Genomic DNA, 13,716 nt, shown 5'->3' with positions numbered 1-13,716 from the left:
ATTTTAGTTATGCTTAATATTTTACTCAGAAAAAAATCAATTTTGTTGGGAGTTTTAGGCTTACTTGTTTTTCTAGCTCTTTATTTTCAGTCGCAAAATCCGCTTTGGAATGCCCATTTACAGGTAGATGTTTGGGTTTGGTATACGCGCTTAACCGCCTTTTTTAAACATAATTCTTTTGGAAGCTATAAAGACAATGAACTGCTACCGGCCACTCTTTTTTATAATTTTCTTCCGGCAATTTTTTCCGGCTGGTCTAAGCTCAACTACGCCTTATATTTAAAAGCAGTCATTTGGCTCAATTTATTAATTATTTTTATCAGTTTTTTGCTTTCCCGCCGCCGATGGCAATTTTTAATCTTGATTTTATGTTTCGGCCCAATCAGCTTATTTCGCTTTGATACTTTTGCCGCTTTCTTAATAATTTTAGGCCTAATTTTTTGGCAGAAGCAGAAACTCTCTTTTTCGGGCTTGGCTTTGGGTTTGGCCACCGGTATTAAAATTTACCCAATAATTTTTTTGCCCTACTTATTTCTTCTTTACCGCCATCAGCTGCCGAAACTAAAAAAATTTATTTTATTTTATTTAGGCGCCATTATTTTACCGGTTTTAATCTTTTTTGCTTTCGGAGGGCGATGGGAACAGATAGCTGAAACCTTAGCCTTTCATAAAAATAAATATGTCAGCATCGAAAGCGTGCCTGCAAGCCTTTTAACTGCAACCTCTTTATTAAAATTTCATCAACCACCGCCCCCATTGGGTGGTTATGGAGTTTGGGGAATTAACTTAAACTTTATTACTAGCCTAAAGCTGCCGTTTTTTAATTCAATCTGGTTGCTGCCGGTAGGTTTATTTTATTTATTCTTGTGGTTTAAAAGATCTTACTTTAAACAATTCAATTTTGCCATTATTTTTTGCCTGACTTTAATTTTTCTGGTTTTTTCCAAAAATCTTAATCCGCAATATATTTGGTGGTTTTTATCTTTGTTTCCGTTTTTAGAGTTCAAAAAAAACAATAAGCTTAAATATTTATTAATGTTTGTTTTATTAGCCTTTATCGCTATTTTTGACCAGTTAGTTTACCCTTTGTTTTACACCCAATTTATTGAAAATTTTTATCAGCACAATCAGCAGTATGCGGTTTTTTACTGTCTGCTGCTGCGTAATCTTCTTTAACTGCTGTCAGTTTTCAGTTGATTTGGTAAAGTTTATTCTCTCTGTTCAATTCAATTACCGGAAAATTCTTGTTAAACCAAGCTTCATTTACCCTAAATTGACGGCGTTCTTCCGGCCCGATTAACACATAATTAACTTTATATTTCTCCAGCAATGATTTGCTCCCCGTTTGATACATTAATTTTACATCTGCCTCTCTTTGTTGGTAATTAACGCCATAGGACCATAACCAGGCGGTATAACCTAAAACAATTTTTCTCCCGGTTAAAGTTGGCAGCCAATGGTTATGATTACTGGCGGTTAAAACCACTGCCTGCGGGGGAATGTTTTTTTTACCCACTTCGGCTAAAGCCAGCTCTTCATTACCGAAAAACAAATATTTATTTTTTTGGTACTGGTTAAATTTAATCGTTTCCGCCAAACCTGGCCAAATCATTAAACCAAACAAAATTCCTGCCCCAATTTTTAACCACCAGGATTTTTGCCACATTTTTTGTAAGGCGAGGCTGGCTAAAATTGCCAGCATTAAATACCAATGGTCAAAAATCTTGGTATTGTCCCAATCAAATGGCTGGAAAACAAATAAACTAGCCAAAATAAATAATCCCCAAAAAGGCAGAACAAATTTTTTAAGTCTTTTATCCGCCTTGATAAAACCGATCAATCCTAAAATTATCACTAAGCCTAGGTCTAAACCTAACCACTGCGGGTTAAACTTAATTAAATGTAATCCCAGAGAATAAAAACTTAATATCTGGGGTGTGGCCAACAAAGCCAATGGTAGGAAAAAATACAGCCACTGCCGGGAGAAATTAAATATTACTAACCACCCGGCTACAAAAATCACTGCCGCCAATGAATGTAAATGAATTAAGGGTAGGCAGCCGGCAATTATCCCGGCAATTAATAAATATTTTTTTTGCTTTTTTTCCAGCCACTGCCAAAACAATAAGTAAATAATTATCCCTAAACTCATGCCCAACAACCAGCCTCTTTGCGGCATTAATTGGGCTACCACAATATTTAAAAATTTCTTGCCGCCGTTAAATAAAAAAATCAATGAGGCCAACCGGCCCACCGCCAAGCTGCCGGTTAATTTTTGCCCCAATCTGACAATCAGCCAAATCAAAATTAACGATAGAATCCAGCCGGGGATAATTAATGCCCATCTTAAATCCAAGCCCAATTTCACGAGTATGGCTGACAACCAGTCGATCAGAAACGGATAACTGAATTTGTGGCCGGCCATTATCGGCAGTTGTGGCGGGAAATTGTGGCCGTAGGCAAAACTGGTCGTATAAGCCAGGTGGGCCGACCAATCGCCCCAACAATTGGCGCAACTTGACCACCAGCCCGCTGCCTCTTTCACCAGAACATGGCTCCAGGTAATCGTAAAAAACCCAACCCAGCCAAGCCAAAAAACAAAACTTGCTACAATAGACAGCATGAAACCATTTTACACGAGAGCGTTATGGTTGTTGCTCGTTGTTAGTTTTTTCCTGCGGGTTTTCCGCTTGGGTGTCCCGGCTGCCTATGTTTTCGACGAGGTTTATCATGTTCCGGCCGTGCGGGCGATTAGTCAGGGGAACCTTGATGCCTATAATCCCTTTGCCAAAGCGCCCGAACCCAATACCGCCTATGATTGGCTTCATCCGCCTTTAGCTAAATTAATTCAAGCGAACTCAGTTAAGATTTTCGGCGATAACAGTTTCGGTTGGCGATTCCCCAGTGCCCTTTTTGGGACAATCTCCATTGCCGCCCTTTATTATTTCGCCCTGACATTATTTAAAAATAAAAAAATCGCTTTAATGGCTGCCGCTTTTTTTGCTTTTGACAATCTTCAGTTGACGATGTCGCGGATTACCATGAATGATATTTTTGTGACTACCTGGATTATTTTTGCCCTCACTTTCTTTTGTCGATTTATTAAAGGAGACTCCTTTACGCATGTGAAGGCGTCTCCTTATCGTAATCTCTTTCTTACTGCTATTTTTACCGGCTTGGCCGTGGCCACCAAACATTCTGCCGTCTTGCTTTTTCCGATTTACCTAATTTTCTTTCTGATTAGATCTCCCAAAAAATTTTTGTTTACAGTTTACATATTACTTATTACAGTGATTATTTATTTTCTCTCTTATTCTCAGTTATTTCTCCGCGGCGGCAGCTTGACCAGTTTTTTTGATCTTCACAAGCAAATTATTTGGTATCAAACCCACCTTACCGCCACTCACTCTTATCAGTCTTCTGCCTGGCAGTGGCCGTTTCTAATCCGGCCGGTTTGGTTTTATGTTGAGTATTTTAAAAATTCTGTCGCCAATATTTATAATCTTGGCAACCCGTTAGTTTTCTGGGGCGGTTTAATTTCCTTAATTTTCTGCAGCAATTTATTTCTTCTGATTTGTTATTTCTTTCTCTTTTTTCCTTTCGTTTTTTCTCCCCGGATTATGTTTTTACATCACTATCTGCCCGCCCTGCCCTTTTTATGTTTAATTTTAGCTCAAGTGGTTAACGCTCTGCCAGCCAAAATTATAAAATTTATAATATTTATAACGATTATAACTTTTATTTTCTTCTACCCCTTAAATACCGCAATACCACTACCTGTAAACTTACTAAAATATTGGTTCTGGTTACCTACCTGGCGCTGAATTTAAAACAACAACAACCCGGCCAGCATCAGCAACAGTCCGGCTGAAACCCCTAAAACTGCCGGTCCGGAAATACCCGCTTGCGGTAACACCGGCTGGCCGCCCTTGGTTTGGGGTGGAAGAGTTGGTGAAGCGTAGGCGATAATTGTTGGGTTAGGCGAGGAAGCGATATTGCAGTTACAGTCGGTCTCGTCCGTGCAGTTAGGGTTAACACAGCGCTTATCGCCGGACACAGTCATACACCTCCACTCAGAATTAGCCACCTTACATTCATCATCTGTGCTGCAGGTGTCAAAACAAACGTTTGGTTGTGGTGACGTCCCCGGACTCGGTGAGGGTGAAGGTGACGTCCCCGGACTCGGTGAGGGTGAAGGTGACGTCCCCGGACTCGGTGAGGGTGAAGGTGACGCTGTCACCGTAAAGCTTAGCTCACAGACACCAGCCGTACCCGCTACATTTATTTCCGGAACTTGCGGTGAGGCGACTGGTTTTGGCGTCGGCAAGGGCTGTGTTGGTTTCCTTAACTGCAGGAATAAAATTATTGCCGTTATCAGCAAGATAGCCGTAAAGCCAATCAGTCCCCACAATAGCCATTTATTATCTTTTTTCATAGTTAATTTGCCTGCCCCCAAGCAGTACAGGTAGTCGCCGCCGCGCTGGTACAAATGCGGCATTGGACAACCCAGTTGCCGATTTGGCCAATAGTAATCGTATAATAGGCTCGGTAAGCGCCGGGATTTATTACTACGCCGTTCGTAGGTAAACGGTCGCTGTAAGTTGAACCGCCGTTGGTGCTGTATCTAAAGAAAGCCACGAGAGAAGGTGAAGAATAACCTGCATTGCAAACAAAAGGCACAGCGTCATTTAATTTAGGGTTGGCCGTATTTTTCGTTAATTCCACGCAACTGATGGTTGTTGGTGATGTGACAGTGCCTGTTAATTTACACGCTTGGGCATTAGCGCATAAGTATCGTGGTGGACCATCAACACAGTCAGCCCGACACTCAGCTACACCATCGTTCCAGATCCTGCCGTAAGCTGTAAACGAACCTGCTTGGGTAGGAGTCCATTTAATCGTGTAAGTCCCCGGACCAGAAACAGTCTGTGGAGTATATGTTTTAAGATTATTCGAACAACTACTACCATAAACAGACATTTCTACGCTAGTAATTGGAGCAGTACCTCCGGCTGTTAATTGGAAAGAATATTCGGTTCCTACTTGCAAATTATTTAGATCAGCAGTTGTTATTAAGCTTGTGCAATTTGGAATAGTTGTAAGTGACGACGACGGGCTCGGGCTGGGTGATGAAACCGACGGGCTCGGACTAGGTGATGCCGGTTGTTCGCTCGGTGACGGACTAGCGCAAGGCCCCTTATGGCGATTTCTATGGGGATGATCCGTAACGCCCTGGCATATTAAATCGATTTGTTCAGTACCACAATCTTGAGAAAAAACCGCTTCTTGAACCCGATTACCAATTATTTGGTAACCACTTACAGCTTCGCCACACACATTTGGATCCCACGAAGCTCCTCCATTAGGACACCAGTAATGCATCACAACACAAAGAGGACTAACTCCGTTATTCCAGTCAGCGTCGCTGACATGGCAGCCGGTTTCGAAACATTCTGAATTGGCAAAATGTCCGGTCGTTGGGCTTTCACCGGGGCAAGGGCCATCAGATTTATCTTTACAACCAAATGTACAACAGTATTGTGTGTCCTTATTACAACATTGGGCCCCACAGTCAAGTGGGTGAGTATACGGATATGGCGAAGGCGATTCGCAAATCGTGGCGGTTGCCAATTTCTCTACACTAGTTTTTTGCCCGATTAAGTTTTTCCCTAACACTAATCCTCCCACCAAAAGCGCGACTAAGAGTGTGCCGACTGCTAACTTCGGCAAAACTTTTTTGGCCTTTTTCGCCCTTTGATTATGGGGCGGTTGGATTATTGGTTGTTCCGGTTGCACTAGTGGTTGTACTGGTGGAGTGGCTGGTGGTGCTGGTGGCGTCGTCGGCGGAATCGGTGGAAGAGTAACTGAGGGTCTTTCTGGTGGCGGAGTGAATGGTGGCTGCAGGCCGATATTGTCCATAAGTTTATTTATACAATATTTTTAATTTTTAAACTACCGATAATTAATCCTAACCCTGTCAACAGCATTAGTAAAGAAATCTCACTTGAGCCGGGGTGAGGAATACCGCTGCCGGTTGCCGGCATTGAGGTTCGGGGAGCGGGACTAGGGGAAGTTGTTCCTCCCGAAGGGGTCGCGGTAATGGCCGGCACGGTTGTTTCTCCCGCCTGGGCAATCACAAAATTACGGCTGATTGTCGCCTCTTTTCCGTCAGTTCCGATATAGTTAATTGTGACCGTATGCTCTCCCGGGGTTAACCCTTTCGGTGCGTTAAATTCCCATTCCCCGCTGCTGTTAACCGTGGCCGAGCCGGTATAGGTTTGCGTGGAGTGAATCTCAATTGCCAAAATTTTCCCTGCCGGCCCGCTGCCCATAAAAGCCGGCTGGGTGGCATTAATCACCTCGCCGTCGTAGGCAGGATTGTTCAAGGTCACCTCGCCGCTCTCGGTGGCTACTTGGGCCACCAGCGGATTTAACAAAAATCCGCTTTTTTGTCCTATTTGTCCGCTTTCCGTTGCTCCGGCGTCGCCTGCCGTAGTCGAAGACGAAGGCATGGCCTGGGCCCGAAAATCCTCGGACTTACCCAGACTGATATCCGGCACCGGGTTATCATTAGTGGCGGTCGTAATTGCCGAAGCCGTTCCCAACTTTCCCGCTTGGACTAAAAGATTTATAATTGTCGCCTGGGTGTCGTATTTTAAGAAGCCGCTTAAATCTGACGTTCTGGCTGTGGCTAACGATAACGCCCAGTTGCCGTTAGTTTTTGTTAGAGCTGATAAGGGTGCGGCATTAGCCACATTTATATAAACAATCACTCCTTCTGCCGCTGTTCCTGATTGAGTTAAAATCGTGCCGTAAATTGGGTCAGCGCTGGGAGCATTAGTTAAAGTTGGGCCCGTGACGACCTCAAACGGTTTGCCGTTGTTGTCAAACTGTTTGCCGCCCGAGTCAATTTTAAAATAATATTTAGTTGCTGGCATTAAATTTTTACTCGTCACATAATGCACTTCAAACTTCCCTTTTTCTCCTGATAGTTGGTCCCGGTCATCCAGGGTTGATTGGCTTAACTCTGTTTCTTTAGTGCCGTATTTAAGAAACCCTTCTGTCTGTTGATCTGTCAGCCAAGACGTGGAAAAACCATTATCAGTCACGTTGGTAATTCTTATTTGACTGGGCGTGGCTGTTTCTTGGCTCTGGTTGGTGTTTACTGTTCTGGTTTTGGCAAAAAACACGCCTAAAAATATTGCCACTAATAAAATTAACAAGCCTAAGGCAGTGGGGAAATGAACTTTATTCGTTTGCATGGCTGCTGGCAGTCGCTTCTTTGGGCACCGCTAAAATTTCCGGCTTTACCGGCGTTAGGCTGCCCCAATCAATATTAGGAGTAACCTGTTTTTGTTTAATCCTTTCCATTGTGTCAATGTCGAGGGTTGGCGTCAAGGGTAAAATTGCCTTGGCTACATCCGGTTTTATCTGGCTTTTGGTTAAAGCTTGGTAAGTGGCCAAGCCGATCCAGACGACCACGGTAATTAATGTCATTATTGACAATCTGAATAAGTCTTTGCGCCAGGATTTTTGCACTCCGCTGAGCATTTATTTTCCCTCCTTAGGTAACCAATAGGCAGTTAATTTTAAGTTAGCGGTTAAGTTCAGATTATTTTTTAGATTATTTGAATTCTTACTGCCGAAATTTACGTCGCTAATGGTGATTAATCGGTCAAAGCCGGTTAAGGAGACGAAATAATCCTTAATGTTTAAATAGGGGCCGCTGACCGTCAAATCAATTTCCAGGGTTTGTAAACCGGTTTCACTGGGCCCGACCAAGTTGAAAGTGTTAAAAGTGCCGCTTGTCAGCTCTACCCCTTTTTGGCTAGCCAGCCAGGCTATCTGCCAGGACAGGGTTTCAAACTCTTCCCTTTCCGGCATTACCCGATTTACTAAACCTAAATCATTAATAACTTTGTCATAATTTGTTTGAGCGGCCTGCAAGCTAACGGTTTTTTTATAAAGTTGACTGTCAATTATTTGGCTGTCTTCAATTTCTTTATTAAGTTTAGCGATTGTTTTAAAGGTTGGCATAATGGCAAAGATACCAAAGAAGGCGACCGTAAAAAAGGTTAGGGAAATTAATCCGGAAATTCTCACTATTGGTTGTTGTGCCCAGCGTAAATAATCTTGTTTCATTTTTTAGCTAAAGTTAAGGTCATTTGAAAATTTATTTCTTGGCTGTTATTTTTTCCGGAGGTGACATTTTCTAAGTTGATGTCTGAAAATTCTTTCCGGGCTTGGGCCTGGGTCAGCAAGGTGGCTAATCCCACTTCTGATAAAACCCGGCCCTGTAACTCAACCACTTGGTTATTAATTGTGATTGATTCATAGACTGTTTCTGTGGGGGTAATCTCACTGATAGTATTTAAAATCAGTCCAATCGGGATTGATTCATCTTCTTTTATCTTTACTTCTTCTAACTGTTTTTGTACCTGTCTGAATTTATCTTCAAAATCACCGTAGCTTTCGACTACTGTCTTTTCTTGTTTTATTTTTTCATTCAAGTCGGCTAATTTTTTATCCAAGCTAAATCGGTATAAAAAACTGGAAATTACAATTAACTCGGTAAATACGACTACGTAGCGGCCGACCGATAACACCCAGTGGATTAAATTTCCTAAAAAGCCTTTTTCCCAAGGCTCTTTCGGTAGCAAGTTGATTTCTTTTTTGATGGCAGGCATTAGTTAATTCTACTTCTTTTTTGTCTTTTTGAGAAGTCGTGTCAATCTCGACTTGAGTCGATTGGCTTTATTTTTATGAATGACTTTCTTTTTTGCCGCTTTATCCAACGCCGCCGCCGCCAATTTTAGCGTTTTTAGACTGGGATGGATTCTGGCCGTTTTTACCGCTAACCGGTATTTTTCGCGATAAGGCTTATTCACCTTGGTTCTTTTTTTATCCTGCTTTAGTTTTTTAATGGCGGATTTTAGTATTGGCATGGTTTGGATTTTATATTTTTGTTATACTCGCGTCAAGATGAGAAATCGTTGGCTTCGGCCACAGCCAGACACTCTTTCTGCCGCCAGTACTCTGATGTTTGCGGTTTTTTTGTCCCGGATTTTGGGGTTGTTGCGGGACAGATTTTTGGCCGGCGCTTTTTTTAATCCGTTAAGTTCTTGGCAGTTGGATGTTTATTTTGCCGCCTTTCGGCTGCCGGACATGATTTTTCAGCTTTTAGTCGTTGGCGCTTTTTCCGCTGCCTTTATTCCGGTTTTCTCCCACTATTTAATTAAAGAAAAACATGAAGCCTGGCATGTCGCTTCCAGCGTTATTAACATCGGTCTGGCCTTATTTATGATTTTAGGCGCTGTTTTATTTATTTTTGCCCGGCCCTTAAGCCATTTAATTGCCCCTAATTTTTCCGTCGATCAGCTTAATCTGATGACCGTCTTGACGCGTATCTTATTGCTGGCCCAAGCTTGTTTTTTGGTTTCTAATTTTTTAACCGGCATCTTGCAGTCGCATCATTATTTTTTAATTCCTGCCCTTTCCCCGATTGCTTATAATTTGGGAATAATTTTTGGGATTCTGGTTTTGGGACCTATGTTTGGAATCTACGGTCCGGCGCTTGGCGTCATTCTCGGCGCCTTTTTGCATTTTTTAATTCAGGTGCCTTTAGTTAAGAGCTTAGGTTTTAATTATCGTTTTAGTTTTGATTTTCGACATCCCGGGGTGAAACGGATTGGCCGATTAATGTTTCCCCGAACTTTAGCTTTAGCGGTCAGCCAAATTGAGCTGACCATGGCTGTTTTTCTGGCCACTTCTTTGTCGGTCGGCTCTTTAGCCATTTTTTATTTTGCTCAAAATTTAAACAACTTGCCGGTCGGTTTGTTCGGGGCCACCATCGGTCAGGCCGCCTTGCCCACTCTGTCTCAGAATGTTTCCCGGGATTCTTTGGATAAATTTAAAACCCTGCTTTTATCATCCCTTAATCAGGCTTTATATTTAAGTTTGCCGGCCGGAATGATTTTGCTGGTCTTAAGAATTCCGGCCGTTCGTCTGGCTTTCGGTGCTCGGACTTTCCCCTGGGAGGCGACGATTTTAACCGGCAAAGTGGTTGCCCTCTTTGCTATTTCTGTTTTTGCCCAATCTGCTATTCAAATTCTGGTCCGCGGTTTTTATGCGCTATCCAACACCCGTACCCCTTTATATCTGGCTATTGCCGCCGTTTTTACCAATGTTGCCTTTAGTATTCTGTTTATTTATCAGTTTCATTTCGGTGTTTTAGGTTTGGCCTTGGGAGTTTCCCTGGCTAGTTTTTTACATGCAGCCTTGTTGTTATTTTTTCTCGCCCGGTTGACCGGCGGCTTTGACCGCCACTTATTATTTATTCCTTTTTTAAAAATGTCTTTAGCGACGATTTTAACCGGCTTCAGTCTTTGGATTCCTTTGCGTGTTCTTGACCGGTATATTCTTGATACCGCCCGGACCCTTGATTTGATTATTTTATCGATTATCACGACCTTAATTGGCTTGACGGTTTACTCAGTTTTTTCCAAAATTTTAAAAATTAGAGAGCTGGATAGCTTTACGGTTTTAATTAAACGCTTTACTCACGATGAATCTCTACCAATCAACTATTAGAAATTTTTGCGTTATCAGTCATATCGATCATGGCAAAACTACTTTAACCGACCGATTTTTGCAAGCCACCGGTACGATTGCCAAAAAAGATTTCGAGGAACGGTTCTTGGACTCTAATCCGATTGAAAAAGAACGGGGAATCACCATTAAACTCGCCCCTGTCCGCATGCGCTATTTGCTAAATGCTAACTCCTATATTCTAAATTTGATCGATACCCCCGGTCACGTTGATTTTTCCTACGAAGTTTCCCGGTCGCTCAATGCTTGCGAAGGCGCCATTTTATTAGTTGACGCTACCCAGGGAATTCAGGCCCAGACAATGGCTAATGCCAATTTAGCCATGGCTAGTCATTTGGAATTAATTCCGGTGATTAATAAAATTGACCTAGCCAATGCCGAAATTGATCGGGTTAAGCAGGAATTACAGGATTCATTCGGTTTTAAAGCCTCGGAGATTTTATTAGTGTCTGCCAAAACAGGCGCTGGCGTACCGGAATTGCTTAAAGCTGTTATTGATCGGATTCCTTCGCCCGCCGTAGCTTCAGCGAAGGAGGACAGCCCCCTGCAAGCTTTAGTTTTTAACTCTTTTTATCATCCCCATCACGGCGTTATTGCTTGCGTCCGTTTAGTCAACGGCCAAATTACTGCCTCTACCCAGCTTAAATTTTTTTCTAACGCGACCGTCTTTAAAACTCAGGAAATCGGTTACTTTTCTCCTAGCCTAAAACCGACGCAGCAATTAACCTGTGGCGAGGTTGGCTATCTGGCCACCGGCCTGAAAGATATTTCTCTTTGCCGCGTCGGCGACACGATTGTTGAATCAGGCTCGGCCGTTTCCGCTTTGCCGGGATATCAGGAACCCTTACCGGTTGTCTTTATGGATTTTTATCCAATTGACAACCAAGACTTTATTAAATTAAAAACCTCTTTGGAAAAATTTCATTTAACCGACTCCAGCATTACTTACAATCCCGTCAACTCGGCGGTTTTAGGCAGCGGTTTTAAAATCGGTTTTCAGGGGCTGTTGCACGCCGAGATCGTCCAGGAGCGTCTGGAAAGGGAATTTGATTTAAACCTGATTACTACCAGTCCGTCGGTTGAATACCAGATTGAATTGAAGAAAAATCACCAACTTATTTCCATCCTTAGCCCGGCCGATTTTCCCGACCCCTCGTTAATCAACCAAACTCTGGAGCCGTATATTGATTTATCTTTGTTTACCCCGCTTACTTATCTGGGCGGGGTGATGGATTTATGCCGCGAGTATCGGGCCGAGCTGAAATCCCAGGAATTTTTTGGCAGCCAGGTCAAGCTGGTTTATTTTATGCCGCTCCGGGAATTAATCAGCGGTTTTTTTGATCGTTTAAAATCGGTTTCTTCCGGTTTTGCCAGCCTTGATTGGCGTTTTTCCCGTTTTGTTTTAAGCGACATCGTTAAACTGGAAATTTTACTTAATCGTCAGCTGGTTGAACCCTTATCAGTTTTAACTGTTCGCCCTGCGGCTGTCAGCTTAGCCTTAAAATTAGCGAAAAAATTAAAAGCCGCCATTCCCCGTCAGCAGTTTGAACTACCAATCCAGGTAGTTTTGGGCGGTAAAATTTTAGCCCGGGAAACGATTAAAGCCTACCGCAAAGACGTCACGGTTAAACTCCACGCCGCCGATTTAAGCCGCAAAGCCAAGCTTTTAGCCAGTCAGAAGCGCGGCAAAAAACGGATGAAGCGGGTGGGTAAGGTCAATCTCTCTCAGGAAGCTTTTTTAGCGGTTGTTCGGCGTTAAGCTAACTCTGGTGCTTTGATTTGGTTTTAAGTTAACCGAGTCAACGTAGGTGCCGGCGGTAATCGTTATTATTTTAGTTTCCGGTTTCTGTCCGAACCACTCGGTTGTCACCTGATATTGTCCCAGTGGTAAATTTTTGACGATTATTGGGACTGTTTCTTCATGCTGATTAGCCGGGTCATAATTCACTAAATAAATCTGAATGTCGTTTTCTTTCTTAGCGGCAATGCCTCTTATAAACCCATTTTCTCCGGACAATAATAAGCGGTTTGTTCCCAGATCGTTCAACCAGAGCAGCATGTTATATCTGGGCTTAATTAATAGGCCGGTTGATTCATGGGTTAAGAGTCCCCACCGGCCCCAAAATGGTTGACCCTTCGGGTCTTTGCCGTCTTTAATTTCAAACAAAAAAGCTTTTTGAATCCGATTAAACATTTCCCTGACGCTGGCTAAGATATGGGCGGCTCCAAACGCGCTGTCATAACCGGAGTTGTTTTTCGGATCAAATCCCCACTCAGAAACAATTCTTTCCGCTTTGATTAATTTAGGATATTGGCCGATTAAATTGCTAATTTCATCAGTATCGGCCGAAAAATCACTCGGGTTGAGGCCGTAACGGTGCCAGGAGATAAAATCCAATCTTAGACTTTCTTTGTCGATTAAATTAAATAGCGCTTCCATCCAGTTGCGGTACATGCCGGTCGTGGCTGGCCCGCCCAACTTAAACAGATTGGCATTGGTGATTTGATCGGCCCCGACCGCCGCCAACCGGTACAGGTCCAAATAATTTTTTTCGCCGGAAATTTTCCAGTCGCCGAATAAATCCGGCTCGTTCCAAACTTCATAATAAACGTCTGTCAAATTTTTCTCATTCTTGCCGGAATAATGATTGATGGTGGCCTTAACGATTGCCTGCCAGTCGTTTAACCCGAAGCCTTGCGGTAGATAAGATAAAGATAAAAACGGTTTTGCCCCGGTTTGTAAAATTGCCTCAATTTCTTTATCTAATTTCGTCCAGTTAAAATTTAACTGTCCGTTTTCTTTTTTAATCGTGTCATAAAAATCATATATATGGTCAAGGCGGATATAGGTGGGTTTTAATGGTTTGATTTTGCCAACGGTTTGGCTGAGCATCCCGGTGGATTCTTCACCGCCTTGGGCTAAATTTGTCCAGGGGCGGGGCAGAGGCCCTACGCTTTCATCTGCCTTGACAATAATATTAGCCGGTTGGCCCGCCGCACCGGGTAGCAGTCGGGTGGCCCTTCTTCCCAAGCTTAAGGCGATGATTAACCCTCCGACTAAAATTAATAACCCGACCCAGGTCTTAAAATTTCTCATAATTTTATTCT

General features: G+C 42.9%; 13 protein-coding genes. 4 read left to right on the top strand and 9 right to left on the bottom strand.

Features of this window, described 5'->3' with window-relative positions; all coding sequences use genetic code 11:
- The first annotated feature begins 9 nt into the window (after positions 1 to 9).
- Positions 10 to 1,176: a glycosyltransferase family 87 protein gene (locus tag NTZ93_03910; protein ID MCX6816986.1), complete on the top strand. Its 1,167-nt coding sequence runs from the start codon at positions 10 to 12 to the stop codon at positions 1,174 to 1,176.
- Between the two features lie 13 nt (positions 1,177 to 1,189).
- Here NTZ93_03910 and NTZ93_03905 read toward each other — a convergent pair whose 3' ends face one another.
- A complete protein-coding gene (locus NTZ93_03905) occupies positions 1,190 to 2,623 on the bottom strand; it encodes a hypothetical protein (protein MCX6816985.1) in 1,434 nt (477 codons plus the stop codon).
- Between NTZ93_03905 and NTZ93_03900 the strand changes: the two genes are divergently transcribed.
- Positions 2,622 to 3,824: a glycosyltransferase family 39 protein gene (locus tag NTZ93_03900; GenBank protein ID MCX6816984.1), complete on the top strand. Its 1,203-nt coding sequence runs from the start codon at positions 2,622 to 2,624 to the stop codon at positions 3,822 to 3,824. The two genes, NTZ93_03905 and NTZ93_03900, sit on opposite strands and share 2 nt — an antisense overlap.
- Positions 3,825 to 3,826: 2 nt before the next feature.
- On the opposite strand, the gene NTZ93_03895 is transcribed toward NTZ93_03900, so the two are convergent.
- From NTZ93_03895 to rpsT, 7 genes are all read right to left on the bottom strand, one after another.
- Positions 3,827 to 4,435, bottom strand: coding sequence for a hypothetical protein (locus tag NTZ93_03895; protein MCX6816983.1), 609 nt, complete (start codon positions 4,433 to 4,435; stop codon positions 3,827 to 3,829).
- A 2-nt stretch (positions 4,436 to 4,437) separates the two neighbouring features.
- Positions 4,438 to 4,725, bottom strand: coding sequence for a hypothetical protein (locus tag NTZ93_03890; GenBank protein ID MCX6816982.1), 288 nt, complete (start codon positions 4,723 to 4,725; stop codon positions 4,438 to 4,440).
- A gap of 1,202 nt (positions 4,726 to 5,927) precedes the next feature.
- Positions 5,928 to 7,262: an Ig-like domain-containing protein gene (locus NTZ93_03885; GenBank protein ID MCX6816981.1), complete on the bottom strand. Its 1,335-nt coding sequence runs from the start codon at positions 7,260 to 7,262 to the stop codon at positions 5,928 to 5,930.
- On the bottom strand, positions 7,249 to 7,551 hold the full coding sequence (locus tag NTZ93_03880) for a hypothetical protein (protein ID MCX6816980.1): 303 nt from the start codon (positions 7,549 to 7,551) through the stop codon (positions 7,249 to 7,251). Before NTZ93_03880 ends, NTZ93_03885 begins: the two co-directional genes overlap by 14 nt.
- Positions 7,552 to 8,142 (bottom strand): type 4a pilus biogenesis protein PilO, encoded by a 591-nt coding sequence (gene pilO, locus NTZ93_03875; GenBank protein MCX6816979.1) that lies wholly within the window; start codon positions 8,140 to 8,142, stop codon positions 7,552 to 7,554.
- Entirely contained in the window at positions 8,139 to 8,687 is a 549-nt protein-coding gene (locus NTZ93_03870) for a PilN domain-containing protein (protein ID MCX6816978.1), read from the bottom strand. Before NTZ93_03870 ends, pilO begins: the two co-directional genes overlap by 4 nt.
- A 9-nt stretch (positions 8,688 to 8,696) precedes the next feature.
- The gene (gene rpsT, locus NTZ93_03865; GenBank protein MCX6816977.1) at positions 8,697 to 8,945 is read right to left on the bottom strand and encodes a 30S ribosomal protein S20; all 249 of its coding nucleotides are present in this window, start codon (positions 8,943 to 8,945) and stop codon (positions 8,697 to 8,699) included.
- A gap of 37 nt (positions 8,946 to 8,982) precedes the next feature.
- Between rpsT and murJ the strand changes: the two genes are divergently transcribed.
- Positions 8,983 to 10,590 (top strand): murein biosynthesis integral membrane protein MurJ, encoded by a 1,608-nt coding sequence (murJ, locus tag NTZ93_03860; protein ID MCX6816976.1) that lies wholly within the window; start codon positions 8,983 to 8,985, stop codon positions 10,588 to 10,590.
- Positions 10,565 to 12,367 (top strand): translation elongation factor 4, encoded by a 1,803-nt coding sequence (lepA, locus tag NTZ93_03855; protein MCX6816975.1) that lies wholly within the window; start codon positions 10,565 to 10,567, stop codon positions 12,365 to 12,367. The genes murJ and lepA overlap by 26 nt, the downstream gene beginning before the upstream one ends.
- Here lepA and NTZ93_03850 read toward each other — a convergent pair.
- Positions 12,347 to 13,705, bottom strand: a complete 1,359-nt coding sequence (locus tag NTZ93_03850) for a glycosyl hydrolase (GenBank protein MCX6816974.1) — start codon at positions 13,703 to 13,705, stop codon at positions 12,347 to 12,349. The two genes, lepA and NTZ93_03850, sit on opposite strands and share 21 nt — an antisense overlap.
- Positions 13,706 to 13,716: the final 11 nt, after the last annotated feature.

It is taken from the genome of Candidatus Beckwithbacteria bacterium, from assembly GCA_026397255.1.
Lineage (GTDB): Bacteria > Patescibacteriota > Microgenomatia > UBA1400 > CG1-02-47-37 > JAPLVF01.
Note: the sequence above shows the minus strand (reverse complement) of the source record. Positions and strands in the feature narration are given on the sequence as shown.

Excerpts from the sequence above, each read along its gene's own strand:
- NTZ93_03885 (MCX6816981.1), bottom strand. The coding sequence starts at position 7,262 with ATGCAAACGAATAAAGTTCATTTCCCCACTGCCTTAGGCTTGTTAATT.
- rpsT (MCX6816977.1), bottom strand. The coding sequence starts at position 8,945 with ATGCCAATACTAAAATCCGCCATTAAAAAACTAAAGCAGGATAAAAAA.
- NTZ93_03850 (MCX6816974.1), bottom strand. The coding sequence starts at position 13,705 with ATGAGAAATTTTAAGACCTGGGTCGGGTTATTAATTTTAGTCGGAGGG.
- NTZ93_03870 (MCX6816978.1), bottom strand. The coding sequence starts at position 8,687 with ATGCCTGCCATCAAAAAAGAAATCAACTTGCTACCGAAAGAGCCTTGG.
- lepA (MCX6816975.1), top strand. The coding sequence starts at position 10,565 with ATGAATCTCTACCAATCAACTATTAGAAATTTTTGCGTTATCAGTCAT.
- NTZ93_03880 (MCX6816980.1), bottom strand. The coding sequence starts at position 7,551 with ATGCTCAGCGGAGTGCAAAAATCCTGGCGCAAAGACTTATTCAGATTG.
- NTZ93_03895 (MCX6816983.1), bottom strand. The coding sequence starts at position 4,435 with ATGAAAAAAGATAATAAATGGCTATTGTGGGGACTGATTGGCTTTACG.
- murJ (MCX6816976.1), top strand. The coding sequence starts at position 8,983 with ATGAGAAATCGTTGGCTTCGGCCACAGCCAGACACTCTTTCTGCCGCC.
- pilO (MCX6816979.1), bottom strand. The coding sequence starts at position 8,142 with ATGAAACAAGATTATTTACGCTGGGCACAACAACCAATAGTGAGAATT.
- NTZ93_03905 (MCX6816985.1), bottom strand. The coding sequence starts at position 2,623 with ATGCTGTCTATTGTAGCAAGTTTTGTTTTTTGGCTTGGCTGGGTTGGG.
- NTZ93_03900 (MCX6816984.1), top strand. The coding sequence starts at position 2,622 with ATGAAACCATTTTACACGAGAGCGTTATGGTTGTTGCTCGTTGTTAGT.
- NTZ93_03910 (MCX6816986.1), top strand. The coding sequence starts at position 10 with ATGCTTAATATTTTACTCAGAAAAAAATCAATTTTGTTGGGAGTTTTA.